This is a genomic window from Paenibacillus sp. FSL R5-0475, assembly GCF_038004585.1.
GTDB lineage: Bacteria > Bacillota > Bacilli > Paenibacillales > Paenibacillaceae > Paenibacillus_AQ.
Window position 1 is genome coordinate 3,643,007 of sequence record NZ_JBBORK010000001.1, and the last position, 23,019, is coordinate 3,666,025.

19 protein-coding genes and 1 riboswitch are annotated in these 23,019 nt (G+C 43.8%); of the genes, 4 read left to right on the forward strand and 15 right to left on the reverse strand.

The genetic code is table 11. From position 1 onward, the window contains the following. Nucleotides 1-8: 8 nt before the first annotated feature. Nucleotides 9-2,291: a glycosyl hydrolase family 65 protein gene (locus MKX41_RS16405; protein ID WP_340971899.1), complete on the reverse strand. Its 2,283-nt coding sequence runs from the start codon at nucleotides 2,289-2,291 to the stop codon at nucleotides 9-11. Further along, a complete protein-coding gene (locus MKX41_RS16410; protein ID WP_339242905.1) occupies nucleotides 2,288-4,594 on the reverse strand; it encodes a glycoside hydrolase family 65 protein in 2,307 nt (768 codons plus the stop codon). The genes MKX41_RS16405 and MKX41_RS16410 overlap by 4 nt, the downstream gene beginning before the upstream one ends. 418 nt (nucleotides 4,595-5,012) lie before the next feature. Here MKX41_RS16410 and MKX41_RS16415 point away from each other — a divergent pair, with 418 nt between their 5' ends. Continuing rightward, on the forward strand, nucleotides 5,013-5,738 hold the full coding sequence (locus tag MKX41_RS16415) for a Crp/Fnr family transcriptional regulator (RefSeq protein ID WP_042129903.1): 726 nt from the start codon (nucleotides 5,013-5,015) through the stop codon (nucleotides 5,736-5,738). 273 nt (nucleotides 5,739-6,011) lie between these two features. Here MKX41_RS16415 and MKX41_RS16420 read toward each other — a convergent pair whose 3' ends face one another. The 10 genes from MKX41_RS16420 to MKX41_RS16465 all read right to left on the reverse strand — a co-directional run bounded on the left by MKX41_RS16420 (nucleotide 6,012) and on the right by MKX41_RS16465 (nucleotide 15,109). After that, entirely contained in the window at nucleotides 6,012-6,803 is a 792-nt protein-coding gene (locus tag MKX41_RS16420) for a formate/nitrite transporter family protein (RefSeq protein WP_042190547.1), read from the reverse strand. Nucleotides 6,804-6,855: 52 nt separating this feature from the next. Next, on the reverse strand, nucleotides 6,856-7,176 hold the full coding sequence (locus MKX41_RS16425; RefSeq protein ID WP_042190549.1) for a nitrite reductase (NAD(P)H) small subunit: 321 nt from the start codon (nucleotides 7,174-7,176) through the stop codon (nucleotides 6,856-6,858). 32 nt (nucleotides 7,177-7,208) lie between these two features. Beyond that, a complete protein-coding gene (gene nirB / locus MKX41_RS16430; protein WP_340971906.1) occupies nucleotides 7,209-9,632 on the reverse strand; it encodes a nitrite reductase large subunit NirB in 2,424 nt (807 codons plus the stop codon). A 219-nt stretch (nucleotides 9,633-9,851) separates the two neighbouring features. Next, nucleotides 9,852-10,562, reverse strand: a complete 711-nt coding sequence (locus MKX41_RS16435; RefSeq protein ID WP_042190553.1) for a hypothetical protein — start codon at nucleotides 10,560-10,562, stop codon at nucleotides 9,852-9,854. Nucleotides 10,563-10,745: 183 nt separating this feature from the next. Further along, the gene (locus tag MKX41_RS16440) at nucleotides 10,746-11,297 is read right to left on the reverse strand and encodes a hypothetical protein (RefSeq protein WP_340971910.1); all 552 of its coding nucleotides are present in this window, start codon (nucleotides 11,295-11,297) and stop codon (nucleotides 10,746-10,748) included. Nucleotides 11,298-11,437: 140 nt separating this feature from the next. Then, nucleotides 11,438-12,187 (reverse strand): iron-sulfur cluster repair di-iron protein, encoded by a 750-nt coding sequence (ric, locus tag MKX41_RS16445; protein ID WP_340971912.1) that lies wholly within the window; start codon nucleotides 12,185-12,187, stop codon nucleotides 11,438-11,440. A 213-nt stretch (nucleotides 12,188-12,400) separates the two neighbouring features. Continuing rightward, nucleotides 12,401-13,132 (reverse strand): hypothetical protein, encoded by a 732-nt coding sequence (locus MKX41_RS16450; RefSeq protein WP_340971915.1) that lies wholly within the window; start codon nucleotides 13,130-13,132, stop codon nucleotides 12,401-12,403. A gap of 250 nt (nucleotides 13,133-13,382) precedes the next feature. Continuing rightward, a complete protein-coding gene (locus MKX41_RS16455; protein ID WP_042129916.1) occupies nucleotides 13,383-13,700 on the reverse strand; it encodes a winged helix-turn-helix transcriptional regulator in 318 nt (105 codons plus the stop codon). 124 nt (nucleotides 13,701-13,824) lie between these two features. Further along, on the reverse strand, nucleotides 13,825-14,148 hold the full coding sequence (locus MKX41_RS16460) for a hypothetical protein (protein ID WP_042190561.1): 324 nt from the start codon (nucleotides 14,146-14,148) through the stop codon (nucleotides 13,825-13,827). Nucleotides 14,149-14,173: 25 nt separating this feature from the next. Continuing rightward, nucleotides 14,174-15,109: a Gfo/Idh/MocA family protein gene (locus tag MKX41_RS16465; protein ID WP_076284446.1), complete on the reverse strand. Its 936-nt coding sequence runs from the start codon at nucleotides 15,107-15,109 to the stop codon at nucleotides 14,174-14,176. A gap of 166 nt (nucleotides 15,110-15,275) precedes the next feature. Between MKX41_RS16465 and MKX41_RS16470 the strand changes: the two genes are divergently transcribed. Both MKX41_RS16470 and msrA read left to right on the forward strand, forming a co-directional pair. Then, on the forward strand, nucleotides 15,276-15,896 hold the full coding sequence (locus MKX41_RS16470; protein WP_339797694.1) for a TVP38/TMEM64 family protein: 621 nt from the start codon (nucleotides 15,276-15,278) through the stop codon (nucleotides 15,894-15,896). Between the two features lie 99 nt (nucleotides 15,897-15,995). Continuing rightward, a complete protein-coding gene (gene msrA / locus MKX41_RS16475) occupies nucleotides 15,996-16,982 on the forward strand; it encodes a peptide-methionine (S)-S-oxide reductase MsrA (protein ID WP_042190568.1) in 987 nt (328 codons plus the stop codon). Nucleotides 16,983-17,154: 172 nt separating this feature from the next. On the opposite strand, the gene MKX41_RS16480 is transcribed toward msrA, so the two are convergent. Then, nucleotides 17,155-18,285, reverse strand: coding sequence for a DUF4349 domain-containing protein (locus tag MKX41_RS16480; protein ID WP_340971920.1), 1,131 nt, complete (start codon nucleotides 18,283-18,285; stop codon nucleotides 17,155-17,157). A 649-nt stretch (nucleotides 18,286-18,934) separates the two neighbouring features. On the opposite strand from MKX41_RS16480, the gene MKX41_RS16485 reads away from it, so the two are divergent. Continuing rightward, entirely contained in the window at nucleotides 18,935-19,087 is a 153-nt protein-coding gene (locus MKX41_RS16485) for a DUF1540 domain-containing protein (RefSeq protein ID WP_076120659.1), read from the forward strand. Nucleotides 19,088-19,225: 138 nt separating this feature from the next. On the opposite strand, the gene metE is transcribed toward MKX41_RS16485, so the two are convergent. Together metE and MKX41_RS16495 are read right to left on the reverse strand one after the other, a co-directional pair. After that, complete coding sequence (metE, locus tag MKX41_RS16490; RefSeq protein ID WP_340971926.1) at nucleotides 19,226-21,526, reverse strand: 5-methyltetrahydropteroyltriglutamate--homocysteine S-methyltransferase; 2,301 nt, start codon at nucleotides 21,524-21,526, stop codon at nucleotides 19,226-19,228. 154 nt (nucleotides 21,527-21,680) lie between these two features. Next, nucleotides 21,681-21,886, reverse strand: a riboswitch (cobalamin riboswitch). A 258-nt stretch (nucleotides 21,887-22,144) separates the two neighbouring features. Then, nucleotides 22,145-23,005: an undecaprenyl-diphosphate phosphatase gene (locus MKX41_RS16495; RefSeq protein WP_042190575.1), complete on the reverse strand. Its 861-nt coding sequence runs from the start codon at nucleotides 23,003-23,005 to the stop codon at nucleotides 22,145-22,147. Nucleotides 23,006-23,019 lie beyond the last annotated feature (14 nt).

The window sequence follows — 23,019 nt, forward strand, 5'->3', positions numbered from 1 at the left end:
GTTAATGTCTATACTGTTGTTTCGGCCAAGGTTAGCCGCAAGCTCTCACCTGCACCACAGGGCTTTCCTTCTCGCCCTTGTACCGAGAACACCAGAGTCCCGCTGTAGTCGGCTGCTGTGATAACTGTAACTTCATCCTTGCTGATCCGCAGCTTAAAGGTATTCCCCCGAAGCGTAACCGGAAGCTCAACAGACTGCCAATGTTTAGGCAGTGAAGGTTTGATATGGACAGTTCCCCCATCATAATCCAACCCTGCAAAACCAAGCACCGCAGCCATCCAAGCACCACCGTTAGCGGCTGGGTGGGTACCACCGATATAAAGATCGCCTACGTACTGCTTAGATTCTCCCGTGAGATCAACAGTAGCCGTGCGCATAAAATATGGATATCCCCAATCCGGCGAACCAATATCGGCAGCTACCAAAGCGTAGATACAAGGACTAAGACTTGACCCATGCTCGGTGCGCGGTTCGTAGAATTCCCAGTTCGCTTGTTTCACTTCCTTGGTGAAGGAATGTTTGAATAGATTTAACATCAATACGACATCCGCTTGCTTCAGTATTGTTGTGGTTGTGGCTAATCCATTACCGCCACCCAAATACTCATTTTTGTTAAGTACACGGGATTTCAAATCTGGCAGCCTAACATCTTCTAAGGTGAAGTAACGGTCGAATTGTTCGATGACAAGACTGGCAGGGTCTGGCTGCGGAACATAGAAGCTATCCAGCATAGCTTTGAACTCTGTCAGAAACGGACCTTCACTAAACTCTGTAGACAGTTGGTTGTACACTTCCGGATACTTATCTTGCAGCAATTCTGCTGTGCGCAAGGCAATCTCCAGTGTCTCCTTAACCAGAGCATTCGTAAAAGCATTATTGTTCACACGCTCATGATATTCGTCTGGACCTGTTATATCTAGAATCTCGAAGCGTTCTTTTACTGAATTATAGTAAGCATAAGAGTAGAAGAACCGGGCACATTCCCAGATCACTTCCGCCCCTCCGCTAGTCAGCAGACTCTCGTCACCTGTAAATTGAACGTATTTCCAGATCCCATGTACAACATCCCCACTGATATGAACCTGCTTATCACGGAAATAAGTCCGCATTGGTCGACCGGTAAATACATCATTCACATTAAACAGTGTACAAGCATCGTCTCCTGTATCCTGACTTTCCCAAGCATAGAATGCTCCCAAAAAACCATATTCCGCGGCCTTCCGGCGAGCTCCGTCCAAGGTATGAATCCGGTACATCATCAGGTTGCGAGCAACCGTTGGATCAGTATGCAGGAAGAAAGGCAGCATAAACATCTCCGTATCCCAGAATACGGCCCCTTTATAGACCTGACCCGATAAACCTCGAGCCGGGATAGAAACCTTTTCCGAAACTGTAGGTGCAATAATTAACAGCTGATAAATACTGTATCTTAGAGCAAACTGAGCATCCTCATCGCCTTCGATAATGACATCGCTAAGCGACCATCTTTCTTCCCATTGCTGGCGATGAGCCTGTAATAACTCGTCATAACCGAGCGTTTCAGCAGCTAGAACAGACTTTACTGCTTCTGACTCCGGTACACTAACATCAAGTCCAGTATATACCGCAACGTACTTAAACCATTCATAGGTCTCACCCGCACGCGCTTCAAAAGAAATCCGGCGAATACTAGCGCCCTCATCCAGTTGCTGATCTCCGAAATTAAATACGGCTCTCTCCGCCACAACTACCGGAATGTTCAATTCTCCACTAGTGGAGGAAGAGACTAGTACCTCACCCTGTGACTGTACTTTTTGACCATAGAGGTGGGGACCATTGATATCCCATACATCTACGTCAATCCCGGTCTCAATCACAATTTGGCAGTCCTGTGTACTATGGATAGAGTATTTACTAACGAGCAGGTGAAGATTGTCCTGGCTTACGAAACGATCTGCTGTAAATGTCAACATCCCACCATCAGATAGACTATAGCCAGTGCTCCGATGATGAATGGCACTACGAATATTCAGCTCCTGAACATGAGAGCTCGGTTCTTGCTCTAGCACACTTAAAGGTTGACCGTTGCAGACAATCTTGGTCCATAATCCATTAGGAGCATTGACAGGTTCTCTCCACTTATCTCCCGCTTTGTCATATAGACCAGCTAAAGTTACGGCAACTAACTCAGTTTTACCGAATTCCTCAAGTGTCCCGCGATATCCCATATAGCCATTGCCTAACATATATTTGTTCCCGTTCGTCGTCACAAGTTGCTTGTCAAAACAGCTATCCCTAACCGCCCAGCTCATCGAGCCAACATCCCTTCACCTAGCGGAAGCGTCGTCCCGGATGCGTCCACCGTAATTGACTGCCCATACACTGTAATATCAGTGCTACCCCCATTAATTGCGGTGAGCGTTACTGAAGTCTTGTTGACCAAAATACGTAGTAATACCCCTTCATACATCACTTGGAAGCTATACTCGTTCCAGCGCTCCGGCAATGAAGGCTGGAAGGACAAACGATCCCCATCTGAACGCATACCTCCAAAGCCATACACAATATTCATCCAAGCGGCTGCAATCGAAGTCGTGTGCAATCCTTCGCGCGTGTTACGGTTGTAATTGTCTAAATCCAGTCTTGTCGCAAATTCAAAGAACGAATAGGCTTCTTCTGGCTTACCGATTTCGCTTGCCAGTATGGAATGGATCGAAGGTGAAAGTGAAGACTCATGAATACATCTAGACTCGTAATATTCATAGTTAGCAAGCTTCGCTTCTTTAGAGAATTGTCCATTATATAAGAACATAAACATGAGAACATCCGGTTGCTTAATCATGTCATAACGATACAATCGATCATACGACCAGTTCGAGTAGAGCGGAAACTCTGTTACAGGAATGGAATGAATATCAATATGTGGCATATCGAAGAATCCATCATGCTCCTCAAATACTCCTGTCACTTCGTCAACCGGAATCTTCATATTGTCTGCTTTATTTTTCCAATCGCTAAGCTCTTCGTCACGGAGTCCCGTCTTTTCCGCAACCATTGCAAAAGCCTCTGGTGCCTGTTCTTTCATTTCACTCAGGGTGTCTAAGGTGTATTCAAATGATTTTTGGGCCATCAAATTAATATAGCAGTTATTATTCACCATCAATTGGAACTCATCAGGACCCATTACGCCAAAATATCCATATTTCCCACTCTGTTGACCCCATTGACCGCGTGTAGCATAGAATCTACTGATCTGGATCAGCATTTCAGCGCCTTTACTGTGCAAGAATTCTTTATCCCCAGTATTTTTGACATAATGCCAGATACCATAGGAAATAGCAGTCCCTACATGAAGCTGAAGATTCGAATGCTGCCAGAGATCACAGCTTTCTGTTCCGTCTATTGTAGCAATAGGGTAGCAAGCGCCATCGCAATCAACATCTTTAGCACGTTGCATAGCCTGAGGTAATGTCTTATATCTAAAGTCCAGTAAACTCCGTGCAGCCTTAGGATTATTAAACATATAGAATGGTAAGCAATACGACTCTGTATCCCAGAACGCCAAACCACGATACACTTCTCCAGTCAATCCTTTAGCGCCGATGTTGAACCCTGGATGATCACCATGATAAGTCTGATAAAGCTGGAAAATGCAAAAACGAATGCCCTGCTGATTCTCAGGATCGCCCTCAATCCGAATATCACTTGTCTCCCAGATACCATTCCAATATGCCGTCTGATCCGCGAATATTTGAGTATCGCTCAGTTGATTTGCACTTTCAGCAAGAGCTAGCCCTTTGCTCCACAGCTCTTCAGCTGTATGGGCAGATTCACTATCCGAATAGTTGATAACCAGCTTTGTAAAATGGGTCGCTTTTCCCTGAGCAAGATCCATAGTAAAGCTTTGTCCAATAAATTTCTCATGTTCAACTCGTGTAAGCTGAAGCGGCTGTGAAGATTGTAAAGAAAAGCTAGAGAATAGCTTGTTAGCTGTATTCACTGTTCTCGCCATAATAGCTGTGGTAGATCCTTGTTCTCCACTGCGGAGACTACTCCACATACATTCACCGCGTTCCTCATGAATAATGCTGAAATCAAGACCTGCACAAATGTCCACGCTGCCCGAGAAATTAAGGGGCTCAAATTCCACCCGCTGTAGTCCCAGATGAGACATCGTCATACTTACCAAGCGTGTAAAGACAACTTTTAAGATTTTTCCATCATCTAGGTGCCAGATTAGCTCCCGCCGATAGGTCCCACTACGAAGATCCAGTTTGCGCACATAATCCGATATTTTACTTTTTGCCAGATCAAGCTGTTCACCATTCACAGTGATCCGCGTATACAGCCAGTCCACCGCATTTACCATATATCTCAGCGAGCGAATAATCCCCTTATAATGATTGCCAATGTCCAATTGTTCATTTAGCCCGTTGAAATAACTGCCTTGCAGGGAATCCCCAGAGTAACCTTCCTCAGCATACCCCCGCACACCCATATACTCATTTCCTAGTGAAAAAATAGATTCCGAGGTCCGATTTCGTTCTGGATCAAAGCCCTCTTCAATAATTGCCCAAGGATCTACCTTAAGATATTTGTCCGCCACTTTAGCCATGTATGATTTCCCCTTCTCCTGGTTTTTGCTCCATTCTCAGGATATCGTTCCATACCCGTTGCGCCAATGTCTGACCTTAATGAAGATGTGTGCGTTTATACGGAGTTGAAATCGAACGAATTTCTATATCATGAATTTTTGCAGTATAATATGTAGAATCTAATAAGAACAAAAAAAACAGCGACAGACCCATTATTTGAGAATAATGGATTGCCACTGCTGATATATAAAGAACATATACTTCTTACTCCTTTTTTGTTAAAAATCATATTACATCTTGCACTTTTGAAGTGAAAATAATCACAATGTTGAAAATTCGACACTTTTAAATGGTTTTTCTTAACCAAATCGAAGAATTTAGAGGTATAATTAATTTAAAATTTACTGAAAAACTGAGGGAATAAAGGGGATGTCGATTATGCTAAAAGAACATTACAATGTCATCGAAGCCCACGGAAATACAAACTGTTTCTCCGAACAGAATTTCAACAGACTTCTTGTTACTATGAAAGAACGCGTTGTTCCAGAGGGTTCACATCTTTTCTGGGAAGGCGACTACTCGGATAAATTGTTTTATATCAAACGTGGACGTGTGAAATTAACTAAATCAACGGATGAAGGTAAAGAACTTATTCTTTATATGTACCAAGCCGGCGATATGGTAGGTCAAGCGGACCCATTCTTCAGCACCAAGCACAGCTTTACTGCAGAAGTGATTGAAGAAAGTGAAGTTGGCGTCATCGAGCAAAAGGATTTAGAAATTCTCATTTGCCAACATTGTGATTTTGCCATCGACTTTATGAAATGGATGGGCATTCATCACCGTCTAACTCAAACGAAATTCCGTGATCTGATGATGTACGGAAAACCAGGCGCACTTTGCTCCACTCTCATTCGACTCGGCAACACCTATGGTGAGAAGAGCAGCGATGGTGAGAACATTCTCATCAACAAAAAAATTACGCATACAGATTTGTCCAACATGATCGGCGCTACTCGTGAGAGTGTGAACCGGATGTTGAGCGACTTGCGTAAAAAAGACGCGGTTGAGTACGAGAACGGTATGATTGTCATCAAGGATCTTGGCATGCTGCAGGAAATTTGCCACTGCGAAATGTGTCCAAACGAGATCTGCCGCATCTAATTTCCGTTTATAATATACCCTCTATTCTCCTCAATGAAACATATATGACCCAATTATTCTGCACAATATAAAATAGAGTGGTCAAAGGCGCCTAAACATAGGCGTCTTTTTTTATCCCACAAGACAAGCAAAAACGCCTTCGGCGTCCCTAATGGACGGTAAGCGTTTATGCGAGAAATATAAGGATAATTTATAGCGTGAAACTTATACTTTCTTATATTTAGAAAAAGAGCTGAACCCGAAATTGGGTCAGCCCTATAACTATATATACTCTTAACGCTTGGTCTGAGTACCCCGCACGGGAGAGATCATCCAGTAGGCCATACCGACGAATACGCCACCGCCAATTATATTTCCTAAGGTAACAGGAATCATATTGTGGATCCATCCGGCAATTGTAACGGTGTCAGGGTGATTCGGGAGCAACACAGCAACACTCAGCAGCGTCATATTAGCCACACTGTGCTCATATCCACTCGCAATAAAGGCAAATAAACACCACCAGATTAGAACCAGCTTGGCAGTTTCACTTTTGGCGCGTGAGGCCATCCATAGCGCTAGACAGACCAGCCAGTTACATAGAATCCCACGGAAAAATAGCTCTGAAAACGGAAGGCTCATTTTCTTGGCTGCAGCCGCAAAGATCAGATGCTCTGGGGGAGCCGCACTGAATAGCCCAGTTCCTCGAATCAAAAGTGCTAAAATCACTGCCCCTATCACATTCCCTACAAACACAAGCACCCAGTTCTTGACAGTATCCCAGATACTTGTTCTACCAGCAAGTGTACTAACCGTAAAGAACATATTATTTCCGGTAAACAGCTCTGAGCCTGCAAACACAACAAGAGTCAAGGCAATACCGAAGGATGCACCCATAATGAGGGGTTGGAAAGGCGATTTGGCAGCCGCTAGAGGCGCTCCCAGCGAGAAAATAAGGATAATCCCAATGCCTACATATGCCCCTGCCAAAAGGGCTGCTAGAAAATATCTTGGTAAACTTTCATTCATTTGGTCTCGCTTGCTGACTGCCGCCTCGACAATGTTCTCCACACTTTGAGTAAACATAATACTCCACCCCACCGTTTTCTATTTCATCCTTTACTACAAGCTTCGGTGTCTACAAGCTCACTGTCACAATGTCTCCGACAAGGGAGACTGGATAAGTCATAACGATACCTTGATCCGGTGCCTGAACTTCACCCGTGCGAAGATCTATTTTCCAATCATACAGTGGATCATAAAGAAAGTGACCCGAAACGATCCCTTCCGCAAGCGGCCCCCCTTTTGGATGAGGGCTCCGATTCTCAAGTGCATAGATCGCTCCGTCAGAGGTACGAAATACAGCCAGCTCCACATTTCCAGCAATCACCACACGGCCAATCTGCAGCAGGAAATCCTGTACTGATCCTATTGGATACGTTTGTGTTGTCTTATTCATTGGTCTCTCCCCTTCTGTGTGCGTTATATCCGCTAGACTCTTGTTTCTTCAAAAAGCGCAGCACGAGTGCTGCTGTCATTGAGCATTTTTTTCCAAGGATCCGTAACCTGAGTCAGAGCAAAGTCAATACGTGCGGCCAGCTCTTTGCGGTTATCTTCATTATTCAAAATAACCATTTGAATCTGCTCAAGTCCCATACGCTCAACCCACTCGGAAGTTCTCTCCAAATAATTGCCGGTCTCACGGTAATATTGCATCACAGCGGAGCACACTTCGATCAACTCTTCATCGGTCTTAATTTTGCAGAAGGAGTCTGCGATCCGTGGCTTGATCCCACCGTTACCACCGATAAACACTTCCCAACCACCATCATTTCCAACGATCCCAATATCCTTCGTGCAGGATTCCGCACAGTTACGTGGACAGCCGTTGACAGCTATTTTAAACTTGGCAGGAAAATCAAGACGTTCATACTTACGCTCTATGAGCGCGCCCATTCCCAGCGAATCTTGTGTGCCAAAGCGGCAGAACTGGGAGCCCACACAAGTCTTAACCGTACGCAGGGATTTGGCATAACCGTAGCCGGAAGGCATATCCAGCTCTTCCCATACCTTAGGCAAATCTTCCTTCTTCACACCGATTAGATCCAGGCGTTGCCCTCCAGTTACCTTCACAACTTTCACGTCATATTTAAGGGAGACGTCGGCGATTTTCTTCAAATCCTCCGGCGTAGTTACCCCACCATACATGCGTGGTATCACGGTGTAGGTTCCATCTTTTTGAATATTGGCACCCATTCTTTCATTTACAAATCGGGATTCTTTCTCATCTTGATGGGTATCAGGATTCATCATCCCTAGATAATAGTTAATCGCCGGACGACACTTGGAGCAACCTTCCTCTTGTTTCCAACCGAGTACATTCATGACCTCTTTTGTTGTTTTAAGACCTTTAGCTGTAATTACAGCAACAATTTCATCACGGCTAAGCGTTGTGCACCCACAAATACCTTGCTTAGCAGCTTGCTGGAAACTGTCACCTAAGACAAATTGCAGGATTTGTTCTACTACGGGTTTACAACCACCACAAGAGCGAGTAGCGCCAGTGCATGCTTTGATCTCATCCACAGTAGTAAAACCATGTTCAGTGACAGCATCTACGATCGCTTTTTTAGTTACACCATTACAGCCGCAGACAATTTCTTCGTCCGCCATAGCTTCTACGGATGTGCTCTTCTTAGCTCCGCCACCGCAGCAGCCCGTTCCCATAACCTCCGTATAAATCTCATCGGTCATTACTGCGCCTTGTTTTACTAGCTTTTGCAGATTCGCGGACTCCGTTACATCACCGAACAAAACCGCACCGACAATCACATTATTTTTGAGCAAAATTTTCTTATAAGTTTTCTTCCATTCATCTTTGCTTGAGATCACAGTATGTTCAGGACAATCCAAAAACTCACCTGCAGAAAATACATCCACCCCAGAAATTTTAAGCTTCGTGGAAACAATCGAACCTTCATAAGGCTTGGTATCGCTACCACATAAATGTTTAGCTAGAACCATGCCTTGTTCAAATAGTGGAGCCACCAGTCCGTAACACATACCGCGATGCTCAGCACATTCGCCGATGGAATATACATTCTGCATGGAAGTTTGCAAATAATCATCCACCACGATCCCACGATTTACGGAGATTCCGCTATCTTTTGCCAATGTCACGTTCGGTTTGATTCCAACAGCCATTACCACAAAATCTGCAGCAAGCGTACTGCCATCACTAAAACGCAATCCACTTACTCTCTGTTCCCCGCTCAATTCTATCGTTTGTTTGCCCATAGCAAATTTCACGCCTTGACGCTCAAGCTCAGCTTGCAGCATCGAGGAGGCATTCCGATCAAGCTGACGCTCCATCAGATCTTCCATCAAATGAACTACGGTAACATCCATACCAAGGTTCAGAAGACCTTTTGCCGCTTCCAACCCAAGCAACCCCCCGCCGATAACAGCTGCTTTGCTGTATTGTTTGGCCGCTGCCAGCATCGCATCACAGTCTGAAATATCCCGGAATCCTACAACGCCCTCTTTATCACTGCCAGGTACAGGTAAAATAAACGAATTCGAGCCTGTCGCAATAATTACCTTGTCGTAGGGGACTATCATCCCACTATCCGTAACAACTTGCTTCGAACCTTCATCAATTCGTGTCACCGTTGTTCCCGTGTGTAGAGTTATATTATTGTCTTCATACCAATTCCAGTCGTTTAGGATGATATCATTAAGGGTCTTACTTCCTTCAAGAACATAAGACAACATGATCCGATTGTAATTGGGATGAGGTTCACTTCCAAAAACCGTGATGTCATAAGCTCCACCCAGCTTCAATATCTGCTCAATCGTACCTATGCCTGCCATACCGTTGCCGACTAATACTAGTTTTTCTCTTATCGTTGTCATGGTTTAGGTGCCTCCTCAAGCTTATGAATACCTGATCAATTTCTCTTCTACATATTGGAATTATACGGTTCAAATTCAATTCGTCATTGTGATTGCAGTCACTTCAATTGTGAATATTTTCACACTTTAGTGTACTGATAATTGTTAGATATCTTTTCCACATAAAAAGCCAGATTAACGATTCTGAACAACCGTTTCTCTGGCTTAATGTACGATTTTTTAGCGTAAAGTCAATAAAATCTCCAATTCATCTTGAGCCCTGAGCTTCATATCCATTCCATCATCGAGTAGTTGTTTTCCGTTCACCTTCAGCTTCCATTCTTCATTACTAAGAGGAGTATAATCGTCGACGGAAAGCACCTTTTTATTGTCATCGGCCAACTGTACGCTACTACAGCTTTTGAGCAAATCTCTTACAGTTAAATCCTCTTCAAATAACATAATATACGTATGATGCAAGTCTACTTCAACACTTCCACCGTTCAAGGTCAGCCTTACAGTTTGAAGTGGTGCTTGATGGTCCTTCGACTTCGCGGTGAAGACTAGCTGTGAATCATACCCTACAGTATTATTCCAATCCGCATTCCCAATGATTTGACCGCCCATCTGAAGCTCCCAAACCATTCCCGCCTCTAGCGAAAAATCCTTTACCGAAACAATGCTTGAGTTATCCTCAGCAAATGTGGCAACATTACTACCTTTCAGTAGCTCCATGATCGATATTCCATTTCTATAACTCCCACTAAGTAACCTATCCGATGGTTTAGTAAGCAGTTCATTATCTCCAACCCTTATTGATATTGTCGGTCCCTCTGATCCTGCCACACCATTATTAGCATTACTATTGCCGTCATTGTTAGTAGAGCATCCACCTATTATGAATACAATGACTAATCCTAGCATCAATTTCCACAAAGATCGCATGGGCATCCTGGCACCGCCTTGTCCCGCCTAATGACCATATAGCGTCTCAGGCTTGTAAAGTTATGTATTCTGTCTTTTTAAGGATAACTTAAACAAGCCATGTTCTCAAATAAGTAATAACAAGCTTACTTCTCAGTATCTTTAATTATCTCCCCAATGATATTAAAAATTGGCAAAAAACTTTGAAAGCTAACCTTTATTCCCCTCTTTCTGCTCGTTCGGCGTCATTTCGCATATTCTGAGGGATTTATCCCCTTCTTTTTGCTCATTCGGCGTCATTTCACATATTCTGGGGGATTTATCCCCTTCTTTCTGCTCATTTGGCGTCATTTCACATATTCTGGGGGATTTATCCCCCTCTTTCTGTCCATTTGGCGTCATCTCGCATATTCTGGGGGATTTATCCCCTTCTTTCTGCTCATTTGGCGTCATTTCACATATTCTGGGGGATTTATCCCCCTCTTTCTGTCCATTTGGCGTCATCTCGCATATTCTGGGGGATTTATCCCCCTCTTTCTGCTCATTCGGCGTCATTTCGCATATTCTGGGGGATTTATCCCCCTCTTTCTGCTCATCCGGCGCCATTTCACATATTCTGGGGGATTTATCCCCTTCTTTCTGCTCATTCGGCGTCATTTCGCATATTCTGGGGGATTTATCCCCCTCTTTCTGCTCATTCGGCGCTATCTCGTAGTGCGCTTTTAAGCAATCCTTCCGCCTGCCTGCCTGCCTGCCATCCATCTATCCATCAATCGATCTTACCCATATTTTTTACGATCATTTCTTCTATCTTTTTCAACGGAGTTATCCACATTTCTGTACATTCTATAATTCCCTATAAAAAAAGCCCCCTAAGGGACTCTTTAGCACACTATTCATCTTCACTGAAACCTAGGGAACAATATATTATTCTCCAAATGTACGTGTTCAAAAGTCATACTCTCCAGCTCTTCCAGCCGGGCATATGTCAATCGATAGGTCGTGCAAGCATGCGCCGGTGGAGTGAAATCATCTGTAATACTACGTATTTTCCTCAAAATATCGCCCGCACCATCATGCTCACTCTCCAGCTCAGACAATGACTCACGAAGCGATGTCAGGCCTTCTTCACTAGGATTAGCAGCGTATGTCAACAGCTTAGGAAACTCATCTTCTTCTTCTTTAGCCGTATGCTCAAGTAAATCTTCCTTAAGTATGTTGAACAAGTTATATAACTCCACCAAATGGGGAGAATCTCCGCCATGCACTCGATATACCTTAGTTACATTTTGGCTAATGAGGGGTAGCTCTTCACGAAGATAACGGTGGTGTTTGTTAATAATATGGTCAATTAACTCTTCTGAAGGTGCAGTATTCCAAGCGATTTCCTCTTGGGGTACTGGATACTCTTCGAACAGCTTGTTTAGATCGCCGATGATTATCTCGTGATCCAGACCACGCTCAGCAGCTGCTTCAGCAAGAGGTTTAGCTCCACCGCAACAGAAATCAATCCGTTTTGCTTTGAAATAATCTGCCGCTTTAGGGAACTGTAATACAATATCCCTCACTAGTGCATCTGGGGTAAACCCAGCTTGTACCGATTGCGCTTGCTTCGAATCCGAAATACTATCATTAAGTTGTTTAGTTTCCATTATAGCTCCTCCTTGGGTTATGGGATTAGGTTATGGGATTAGGTTCTGAATAAATCTTATCCACTTCTTCACCTTAACCCTGAAAGGAACTTTGACTTGTGATTGTACGCACGGAAATTGTATCTTATTTTTGAACGAAATTGGAGATTGATGTACATGCAACGTAAACGCAAAAAAGCACCTTTGCCTACAAAGGTGCTTTTTCAACTCAATTTATTGCACATAAGCCTGCATATACGTCCGCTGTCCCTTTGAATCCTTCAAATAAGGTCCCAATCCGGCAAAACGGGAGTGATCCATATAAACACCGGTCATCCATCTGCCTTCCGTCAAGCCACCATTCCATTTAAGGACAAGATCAGGTGCGGAAATCCATTCCTGAAAGACTCGTATATCCTGATCTTTGTATTCTTTACATGGCTTAGACCGCTCAATAAGGTGGAACTCATTAAGATAAGTTGGAACGAAATAAGAGGATATCGTATGCAAATCATCATCGTCAAAAAAAGGCTCGTCGCCTAAAAAGGGTTTGAATAATATGGTATTCTCGTACATGGACCAAATTAAGGCTTGAAGCACCATACTCTGGCGAATGCCGTTATGAAACTTATATTGTCGCCCATGATTCGCCGCATTTACATCCTGTGGAGGTTCCGTGGACTCCAGACAGTGCCGTTCACAACCAATACACTTCCAGCCGGTCGGACTTTGAATCCATTTTTGAAAAATAGTCCCACTATCATTGTTTCCTTTGTAGAGTGAAGAGATAATGCTGTAAGGCACGCCAATCCACGCATCCCATAAGGAATCAGGAAGATGGCTATGCAGCATGAACAACGTCTTGTCATAGATGAGCTGTACTTTGATAGAAGCATTCTCTAGCTCAGCAACATCCTTTTTTCCATACGTTATTTCCCGGGAAAACAGGGTCGTCTTCGTCTTCATCTCCCTCGCCTCCTAATAGTTTTGCTATGCCTGTACTCCAGCTGAGTAGATTTGAGCAAAAACCAATACGCGAGCGTTTCCATTCAAGGATCATACAATGTTTTTCTATTATATTACAATTATTTTTAAACTGTGCAAGTTTTTTTCAAGCATAAAGGATTGGAACAATACTGTCACTGTCTAATATTTAGAAATTGAAAAGCCCCTTTTCCACCATTCCGGAAAAAGGGCCACAACATCACTGTGAATTTTAGTCTACCCAGCTCTCAGCCCAAGACTGAATCTGCTGCATAACAGGCTGCAATGCACGGCCTTTGTCTGTTAATTCGTACTCAATACGTACGGGTGTTTCTGGGTATACATGCCTAACCAGGATACCCTCACCTTCCAAATCCTTCATCCGCTCGGACAGCATCTTATCGCTCATTGAAGGAATGAGGCCGGAGATATCTTTAAAACGCTTCGGTCCACTCATCAATGTCTGAATAATAAGTCCATTCCAACGTTTGCCTAAGAAAGAGAAGGCTGTTTCAAATCTGGGACACATCGCAAATTGATGTTCTTCCATTGTTCTCACCTCTCACTAGCGAAACTTACTATTAGTTAGTATATATAATATTAACACATTTTAACCATGATGAACATCGTTTACCGAAAAAAGTTCATCTGACTCTATTATTATATCCCCAATGTCAATCCCCCATTGGTCCTTTAGATCCCCTTAGAGCAATCGCTTCAGTTACGATTTGTGCCAAGTCATCATTTCCAAAAAGCGAAAGCACACCCAAAACGGTGTCATCAGAAATGTCCCCCGCTTCCTCCGCGGAAACCGTGAGGGCAAGTGCCTGACGCAAGGCTTCATTCCCTTCCTGCTGCGGATAAGCCTGCAAGTATAGAGCATGTGGATCGAGTCCATTATTTACACACCACTGAGCGAATACAAGAATCATCATCTCTTCTTCGCGCTTATAGCTTTCGATGATCTGTTCCTCCACTAATTTACGGTTATCCTCCATATATTCTTCTCCTTTCTCAGAGACCTCATTCAGCAAGCTGTGCCGCCAGCATATGACTAGGCAGTACCGCTGAAGCAGCAATGCTGCATAGCTCCGGTGTATTTATGTTGCTAAGAAAATTATTCACCACTCCACTAAAACCTCTTCTATCGAGTACAGTATCCCAGCTTCCAAAGCCTTGAATATGCGGCAAGGTATCTTTTTCAAAAAGTATGGCTTTTTCTAGATCCACTACTTCCACCGATCTGCCATTTCCGTGCAGCTCAAGCTTCTCCAAATCCACACCAGCTTCACGAACCATACTGTACATCCCAACTGCACTATCTTTCCAGCCTAGCATTCCAGATGCCTGCAGCAGACGACCTTCACCACTAGAGTGAAGATGACTACGAAGCAGTTCATACTGATCTCCACACAACCACAACAGCAAATCAAGCATATGGATAAGATCATCATGCACGGTTTCGCGGCTGGTGCTTGTCTGTAGCTTCGTTCGATGTTTAATCGCACTGCAATGGCTAATTCCGCCAACTTCTTCAAGCCATTGCTTGGCGGTGACATACATTGGGGCAAAACGGCGATTAAAGCCCACTCCTAGCAAAAGCCCCTTATCTTGTGCTAGCTCTGCCATCCTTCTGGACTCTTCTAGATCATAGGAAAGTGGTTTATCTACATATACCGAAATCCCACGTTCGAGACATTTTGTTACTATATCATAATGAGTAGTTGTTGGGCTATGTACAAATACTGCATCCAGATCCCAAGATAGCAGCTCTTCCAGATTAGTCGTCCCTTTAGGAAAACGGTAGGTATGAACGGCCTGCTCTACCGTTGTCGGTGAATGACTAAGAACACCAACTACCTCGGCATAATCATGCTGAGAGAGCAATGGTAAATATACTTTACGGGCTATATTGCCGATTCCTATTATGGCGACTCTTTTACGTTCAGGTACAATCACTGATCTTTCCCCCTCTTATACACTTCAATAACTCGTTCTTTTCTCTTTGTTCTCTACAAATGCTATTATACCTGCTTCTCATTCTCTGACAATTGATCTTTACTTCAATATTTATTCTTTATCCCGTATGATGAGATGAATGAGTGGAAGAAGGGGCATATTATCTATGAAGAAATGGTTCTCGATTATTCTTTATGTTTCGGGTACAATCCTTGCGTTTATCTACAGATATGACATCCTAAGCTGGATGAAAGAGGATCATAATCTTTTCAGTTCTATAGGGATCGCAACTTTACTTGCTTTGTTTCCAGTTGTTCCTTATAAAGCTGTCATCGGATTCTTCGGTTATGCATACGGAAGTTTAGCGGGTGCCTTGATTTGCTGGCTAGCTACAAATTTGGCTGCCGCAATCCTTTTTGGCGTTGTGAAGTACTTGTTTCAAAGCCAAGCGAGAGCTTATTTAGCCTCCATTCCCGCACTCGAAAAGTTCACAGTAGGCATTGAGCGGCGACCTTTCGCTTCGATTGTCCTAGCACGACTCGTGCCTATCATTCCCCAAACAGCTGTTAACATCTACGCTGGAGCAGCTGGTCTGCCTTTTTGGAGCTATATTGCAGCTTCTGGCATAGGAAAAATACCGGGGATTGCATTATACGCTTTCCTCGGGGATCATCTGTTCCAGGACCCTGTAAGTGCGATTATTGCCATCATCGCCTATATCGCTGTGCTAATTATCGCTGGACTGAGCTTGCGTCCGCGCTCTCAAGAAGCGAAGAATAACCGATAGCGAAAGAACTTATCGGTTACAAACTGGCAGGCAGTTAGTATTTGCTTTATAATTAAATTGTGATCTATTTAATTGCATTATGTGAATGGAGGGATATCAATGAGTGAACATCAGACTAACCATATAAATACCAAGACAGAAAAAGCAACCTTTGCAGGTGGATGCTTCTGGTGCATGGTCTCGCCGTTCGAAGAATTGCCAGGTATCATTAGTGTCGTCTCTGGCTATACCGGCGGTCATACAGTGAACCCAACCTATGAAGAGGTTTGTTCTGAAACGACAGGACATGTTGAAGCTGTACAAATTACGTTCAACCCAGATATTTTCCCTTATAGTAAGTTACTTGAGCTGTTCTGGCAGCAAATTGACCCTACCGACGCAGGTGGACAATTCCATGATCGCGGGACTTCTTACGGAACAGCAATCTTTACCCATTCGGAGGAACAAAAAGAACAAGCAGAAGCTTCCAAGGCAGCTCTGCAAGCAAGCGGTCGGTTCTCTAGTCCGATCGTAACCCCGATTCTCCCGGCAGCCACCTTCTATCCTGCCGAAGAATATCATCAAGGTTACCATCATAAGAATCCAGGCCACTACAAACGTTATCGCAAAGGTTCTGGCCGAGAGGATTTTATCGAAACCCACTGGACACATAAAGAGGACAAACAAAGTTTGAAAGAACGTTTAACCCCTCTTCAATATGAAGTCACTCAGAACAGTGCAACAGAATCTCCTTTCCGGAATGATTTTTGGGATCACCATGGAGATGGTATTTATGTAGACATCGTATCTGGCGAACCGTTATTCAGCTCGCAGGATAAATACGATTCCGGTTGCGGCTGGCCAAGCTTTACTCGTCCCATCCGGGACTACGCTGTGAAAGAAAAGACGGATCTCAGTCATTTGATGGTCCGCACTGAAGTGCGCAGCAAAGTAGCGGATTCGCATCTAGGCCATGTCTTTGACGATGGTCCCGGAGAAAACGGTTTACGCTACTGCATAAATTCGGCGGCGCTACGATTTGTACCGAAAGAGGATTTGGAGAAGGAAGGATACGGGGAGTATCGCATACTCTTCCAGCCTGCCTAAACATCAATCCTCAGCACATAAAGAAACGGTTGTCGTCCTTTTAGGATGACAACCGTTTTTTTCTCTTAAAATATAAGAAAGTATAATTTTCACGTTATACATTATTCTTATATTTCTCGCTTAAACGCTTACCGTCTTTATAAAGACGCCGAGAGCGTTTATGCTTGTAGGGCTATTCTTTCTTTGAGTCCTCTGAGTCCTTATTAGCCTTCGAATTATCCTCTGAAACTGTCTCCTTAGGCTCTGTTGCCGCAGGGATGGCTTGCTCTCTGTTCAGCTCCTTATTTCGCTGACGAATTCTCTCGGTCTGCTGCTCCCGACGCTCGCGAATATTTTTACGGGAAACTAATACAATAGCTAAAATAATGGCAGCCCCGATAAGTATCGGTAACGCTCCTGCAAGGATAACGACAATCCACTGAAACATCACAGATAGTGCATTTAAGCTTCCTTTAAGAGCATCTGAAGCACGTTCCAGTAACGGCCCTTGCTCCTCCTTCTCCTTCACAGCAATGCTTTCATCCGTCTGATACACTCTCAATTCTACCGTAGAAAAGGATACATTCTGATTGATATAACGCATTCTACCTTTAATCTGCTCAATACTTTCTTGAATCGAACCAAGCTCGTTCGCGAAGGCGACCAGATCAGTGGATTTCGTCGCTTTTTTCATAAACTCTGTATATTGTGCTTCCATTAGCTGTTTTGCCTTCAAACGTGACTCCAGATCAACATACTCTTCTGAGACATCCTGACCTTGAATGCTGCGCTGTAGAGATTCGTGTTTTACTTGTTCTAATTTATTCAGAAAAGGTGAGAATCCGGAGGCAGGCACCTTAAGGATAAACGTCCCACCTTGCTCGTACTGCGACATATTTTCATTAAACTCAATAATATATCCATTGGCCATGGTTACTAAATTACGTATTTCAGTCTGTGCTTTTCCATAGTCTTCTACTTCCATGTTAAGATTCGCTTTATAGATCAGCTTCTTGTTCAAGCCCGCTACTACATCGCTACCAGTAAATCCTGCACTTGCTTGACCTGTATTTTCTGATGTGGAGCCCTTTACAGCCATATTCTCGCTGCCAGTTGCTTCTGCCTCAGGAGCTGCCGAAGTGCTTTGATCCGCTGTTGAGGCCATCGAGCTTTGCGATTGTACCTCTACTGCTGCGTCGTTACTCGTACTACCATTTTCTTTTGCCAAACTATCTGCCGCTGAATTTCTATCCGCTGAGCCACAACCCGCCAAGACTACCGTAAGAATTAATAAACATAAGTAATGCAGACCCCATTTGCGCATTCTCATTCCTCCAAAAATGTAATAGATACCGCTTGCACGGATCATAATATCGTTACGGAATGTCTTGTTCTAAGCAGATCTCTTCCGTCACTCTTTACTAAGACGTTCCAAAACTTGGAAGGTTGCACTGAAAAATGGAATTGTGAACAGTTTCTTTTGAATTATGCTCTCTAAATAAAAAAAGAGTCGCATTTCTGCAACTCTTTTAGTTTAAGCTATTATTTTTCGAGCAAAAATCAACCTGGGTTAGAAGTGCTTTGTTTAATGGCATAAAACCGCTTAATAAGCTTGCCACTGTTTGTTTTGCGGTTACACTAAAGCTTGTATTCGCAATATAGCCTTGAGATACTGAAAAGCTAATGTTTAACAACGAATTTACAGAAGCACTGTTGTATACAGGCTGAGAGATTCTTCTAGTCAAACCACTTCTAGTGACATATGGGATACCATAACCATTCGAATAATCCATTTGCTTACACGCACTTTATTTGGTACAATTACCACGTCTAAACACGTAAAAAAATACCAAAAACCCTCTATTCATAATGAATGAGGGCAGAACACGGTTCTGTTCGGACAAGCTCCACCTTGTTGAACAGAGAAGTTTTTTAATAATGCTGTCTATTACTAAAAGGGGAGGTGAACCCTCATGGCAAAAGACGTAATTTGCGAAGTTAACTCCTGCACCCACTGGGCAGAAGAGAACAAATGCAGTGCTGATTCTATCTTTGTAGCTTTCCACAGCTCCCAAGAACCTACACGTGCAGAAGAAACAGATTGCAAGACTTTCGAAAGCAAATAAGGTGATGATTTGAAGGGACCCTCCACGGTTCCTTCTTTTCTTTTCTCATTCTATCAAGAATGAGAATTATTATCAAGTGGCTGAAATAAAAAGCCAGGGAGAAATTCCCCGGCTATGATTTATTGTATACCTCTTATGTTATTTGGAAGCACTAACTCCTGCATTTTCTCTTGCAATAGCGGCAGCCTTTACCATGTTACGAAGTGCATCTTCTGTCTCCTGCCAGCCACGTGTCTTAAGACCGCAATCCGGATTAATCCAGAACTGTTCAGGATCAAGCACCCGCAGCGCACGATCAATATTAGCTGTCATCTCTTCTACTGCAGGAACCCGTGGACTATGGATATCATATACACCAAGACCAATTCCTTTATCATACGCCTGCTCCTCAAAGCTAACGATCAGTTCCCCATGGCTACGTGAAGTCTCAATAGAGATAACATCTGCATCCATCGCTGAAATGGAGTCTATCATGTCATTAAATTCGCTATAGCACATGTGGGTATGAATTTGTGTCGTAGCCTTCACATGATTCGTCGCGATACGGAACGACTTCACCGCCCAATTCAAGTATGCCTCATGATCTTCAGCCTTCAAAGGAAGTCCTTCACGGATAGCCGGTTCATCTACTTGAATCATCTCTATGCCTGCATCCTCCAAAGCTTTAACTTCATGACGGAGCGCTAAGGCAATTTGATTCGCTACTGCTTCCCGACTAAGATCATCACGTACGAAAGACCAATTGAGAATCGTAACAGGACCAGTCAACATGCCTTTAACAGGAAGGGAAGTTAACGACTGAGCATAGACGCTTTCTTTTACAGTCATAGGCTGGATAAAAGCTATATCCGCATAAATAACTGGTGGCTTAACGCAGCGTGATCCGTAGGATTGAACCCAGCCATTACTAGTAAATAAGTAACCATCCAACTTCTCCCCGAAAAACTCCACCATATCGGTTCTTTCGAACTCACCATGCACGAGTACATCCAGACCCAGCTTTTCTTGGAAAGTGATTGCATCTGCAATCTGCTCACGAACGAACCCGTCGTAACGCTCTTGATTCCATACGCCTTTACGCCATTTCAACCTTGCCTGGCGCACTTCTACAGTCTGTGGGAAGCTTCCGATTGTTGTCGTTGGCAGAAGTGGCAGCTGCCACTTCTGCTGCTGCACCTTCAGGCGCTCAGCAAAAGGTAGGCTACGTTGGTCTGGTAAATCTGTAAGTCCCAGAACTTGCTCAGCCACATCCTTACGACCGCGTTCAGGAAGTGCACGGAAGGCCGTAAGGGCTTCGCGACTGGCTGTCAACGCAGCAGCAGCTTCTGCTGTACCCTCTAAGGCTGCAGCAAGCAGGCCAAGCTCTCTAAGCTTCTCATCAGCAAAAGCTAAAGCAGCCTTAACGGTGGCCTTCAGCTTCACCTCACCCTGAACAGTAACCGGAACATGCAGCAAACTGCAAGAAGGCTGTATAATAAGACGATCAAGTGATACATGTACACTCAGCTTCTCGATTAGCTGCAGCTTAGCATCCAGATCTGAGCGCCAGATGTTGCGTCCGTCAATAATACCCGCTCCCAGCCACTTATCCTCAGGCCAGCCAAGACGTTCAATCGATGCCAGGTTCGTCCCGCCATCATGGACAAAATCAAGACCTAAACCTTGTACCGGAAGCTTGAACAGTGCCTCCAGCGGTTCAGCAGCTTCAAAGTAAGTCTGCAGAATAATATTTAATCCAGGCACGGATTCAGCAATTTCTGTGTAAATCGAGTTAAGTAAGGATAATTCTGATTCATTAATTCCTGTAACAATCGCTGGTTCATCAATTTGTACCCAGCTTACTCCTTCTTGCTTCAGTTCCTGCAACAGCTGAACGTAAACCGGAAGAAACCGAGCAGCAATCTTCGCAATATCCGCAGATGCAAAACCTTTTGACAACTTAAGGAATGTATAAAGGCCTAAAACCACAGGTTTACCCTCAATTCCCGCTTGGGACTTGGCAAAACGATAAGCAGCCAATGGTTTATTCTCGGTCAGACGCGGCGTTTGTGCACCGATCTCTGGAACGATGTAATGATAGTTCGTATTGAACCATTTAGTCATCTCGCAAGCGGTAGCCTCAGCATTTCCTCTAGCCATCGCAAAATAAAGATCAAGCCCAATGTCGCCACCATCATACGCATAACGTGGAGGTACGATCCCGAACATTACAGCTGTATCTAGCACATGATCGTAGAACGTAAAATCATTTACCGGAATTAAATCAATTCCTGCCTCCTGCTGAGTCTTCAAATGCTGAAGCTGAATTCCTGTCATTTCAGTACGGAACGCTTCCTCATTTATTTTTCCCGCCCAGAAGGCTTCCAACGTTTTCTTCCACTCGCGGTTTTTTCCGATTCTTGGATAGCCAAGATTGCTTACTTTTACTTTGTTCGTCACTTTGCAGCTCCCCTTCTCCATCTTCTTATTTTGGACTCGATATCACTTGCATTCCTTTAAAAAAGAGCGCCCTTCCCTAAAAAAGTCAAAGGGAAAGACGCCCATAATATACCTATGGTTAACGTCTAACACCTTCCTATCCTCCGTAGGTGAAGCAGTGCTGTTGAAACAGGCAGGTCTCCTGGCTAGCGGTGTCAGCATCCTTAGCAGTCTTCCCAGCAGTAGTAAATTGCCAGTGACATATGTTGCTATGGACTCTTCCGTTACAGTGGCGGGACCGCATCGGCTTCAAACCGAATTTCCCTATTAAGCCTACCGAATTACTAATTTCCGGCAAGCACCTGTCTCCGATATTGTCAAGCTAAAACGCCTTCGGTGTCCTTATACGGACGGTAGGCGTTTATGCGAGAATTATAAGAAAGTATTTCGTGATACTTATACTTTCTTATCATCCATAAGCTAAAACGCCTTCAGCGTCCTTTTAAGGACGGTAAGCGTTTATGCGAGAATTATAAGGATAAAGTGAGTGTCTTAAATCTGATGTCATCATACGTGAAAGCCCCCGTCATCTGCAATAGATTACGGGGGCTTTTGTTATATCGATTCCTTATAACGGATTTAGAAAAACACGAAATATACTACTGCAGCAAGTACTATGCGATATATAGCAAATGGTAAAAGCTTAATCCGATTGATCAATTTCAAGAAGAAACGCATCGATAATAGTGCAAATACAAAGGCACTGATAAAGCCTGCAATGAAGAACGGCAGGGCATCGATGGTGAAATATTGCCAGTTCTTCATCAGTGAGAGTAAACTGGCGCCTGCCATGATTGGAACAGCCATAATAAACGTGAAATCAGCAGCAGCGCGATGACTCATACCCAGAAGAACACCACCAGAAATCGTCGACCCGGAACGAGAAAATCCCGGCCACAAGGAGAAGCACTGGACCAGACCAACACCTAGCGCCTGCTTATATGTAATCTGATCGACACTCTCCGTTTGAATCTTCTTTGGTCCGAATAGATCCGCAATAATCATTAATACAGCACCGACTACTAGACCGATTAACACGGTGGATGTAGAGAATAAATGCTCGTCAATATAATCATTAAACAGAACCCCCAGCACGCCTGCTGGCACTAAACCTACAAGCACCTGTGTAAGCTTCAGGTGGCCGCCTTTTTCAAGCTGTGGTTGTTGCTCGGTTACAGGATCCAACTGCTTGCGGCTGAAGCGCTTTAAGCCCAGCAATTCAATGAACCTATTTCTAAAAATAACTACAACTGCTAATATTGACCCCAGCTGTATAACCACTTTGAACGTATTGGCCGTATATTGCCCAAATAACTCTGTCGATTTTAACCACATATCATCAACAATAATCATATGACCTGTGGAGGATACCGGAGCAAATTCAGTCAATCCTTCAACAATTCCCAAAATAATAGCTTTAATAATCGTTAATAGCTCCATTTGTTCTCCTCCTT

What these genes read in the sequence shown, in the direction of transcription:
- MKX41_RS16495 (WP_042190575.1), bottom strand. Translation starts at nt 23,005, where the DNA reads ATGGAGCTATTAACGATTATTAAAGCTATTATTTTGGGAATTGTTGAA.
- MKX41_RS16485 (WP_076120659.1), top strand. Translation starts at nt 18,935, where the DNA reads ATGGCAAAAGACGTAATTTGCGAAGTTAACTCCTGCACCCACTGGGCA.
- msrA (WP_042190568.1), top strand. Translation starts at nt 15,996, where the DNA reads ATGAGTGAACATCAGACTAACCATATAAATACCAAGACAGAAAAAGCA.
- MKX41_RS16425 (WP_042190549.1), bottom strand. Translation starts at nt 7,176, where the DNA reads ATGAATAAGACAACACAAACGTATCCAATAGGATCAGTACAGGATTTC.
- MKX41_RS16420 (WP_042190547.1), bottom strand. Translation starts at nt 6,803, where the DNA reads ATGTTTACTCAAAGTGTGGAGAACATTGTCGAGGCGGCAGTCAGCAAG.
- MKX41_RS16415 (WP_042129903.1), top strand. Translation starts at nt 5,013, where the DNA reads ATGCTAAAAGAACATTACAATGTCATCGAAGCCCACGGAAATACAAAC.
- nirB (WP_340971906.1), bottom strand. Translation starts at nt 9,632, where the DNA reads ATGACAACGATAAGAGAAAAACTAGTATTAGTCGGCAACGGTATGGCA.
- MKX41_RS16405 (WP_340971899.1), bottom strand. Translation starts at nt 2,291, where the DNA reads ATGAGCTGGGCGGTTAGGGATAGCTGTTTTGACAAGCAACTTGTGACG.
- MKX41_RS16480 (WP_340971920.1), bottom strand. Translation starts at nt 18,285, where the DNA reads ATGCGCAAATGGGGTCTGCATTACTTATGTTTATTAATTCTTACGGTA.
- MKX41_RS16460 (WP_042190561.1), bottom strand. Translation starts at nt 14,148, where the DNA reads ATGGAGGATAACCGTAAATTAGTGGAGGAACAGATCATCGAAAGCTAT.
- MKX41_RS16455 (WP_042129916.1), bottom strand. Translation starts at nt 13,700, where the DNA reads ATGGAAGAACATCAATTTGCGATGTGTCCCAGATTTGAAACAGCCTTC.
- MKX41_RS16435 (WP_042190553.1), bottom strand. Translation starts at nt 10,562, where the DNA reads ATGCCCATGCGATCTTTGTGGAAATTGATGCTAGGATTAGTCATTGTA.
- ric (WP_340971912.1), bottom strand. Translation starts at nt 12,187, where the DNA reads ATGGAAACTAAACAACTTAATGATAGTATTTCGGATTCGAAGCAAGCG.
- MKX41_RS16450 (WP_340971915.1), bottom strand. Translation starts at nt 13,132, where the DNA reads ATGAAGACGAAGACGACCCTGTTTTCCCGGGAAATAACGTATGGAAAA.
- MKX41_RS16470 (WP_339797694.1), top strand. Translation starts at nt 15,276, where the DNA reads ATGAAGAAATGGTTCTCGATTATTCTTTATGTTTCGGGTACAATCCTT.
- MKX41_RS16410 (WP_339242905.1), bottom strand. Translation starts at nt 4,594, where the DNA reads ATGGCTAAAGTGGCGGACAAATATCTTAAGGTAGATCCTTGGGCAATT.
- MKX41_RS16440 (WP_340971910.1), bottom strand. Translation starts at nt 11,297, where the DNA reads ATGGATGGCAGGCAGGCAGGCAGGCGGAAGGATTGCTTAAAAGCGCAC.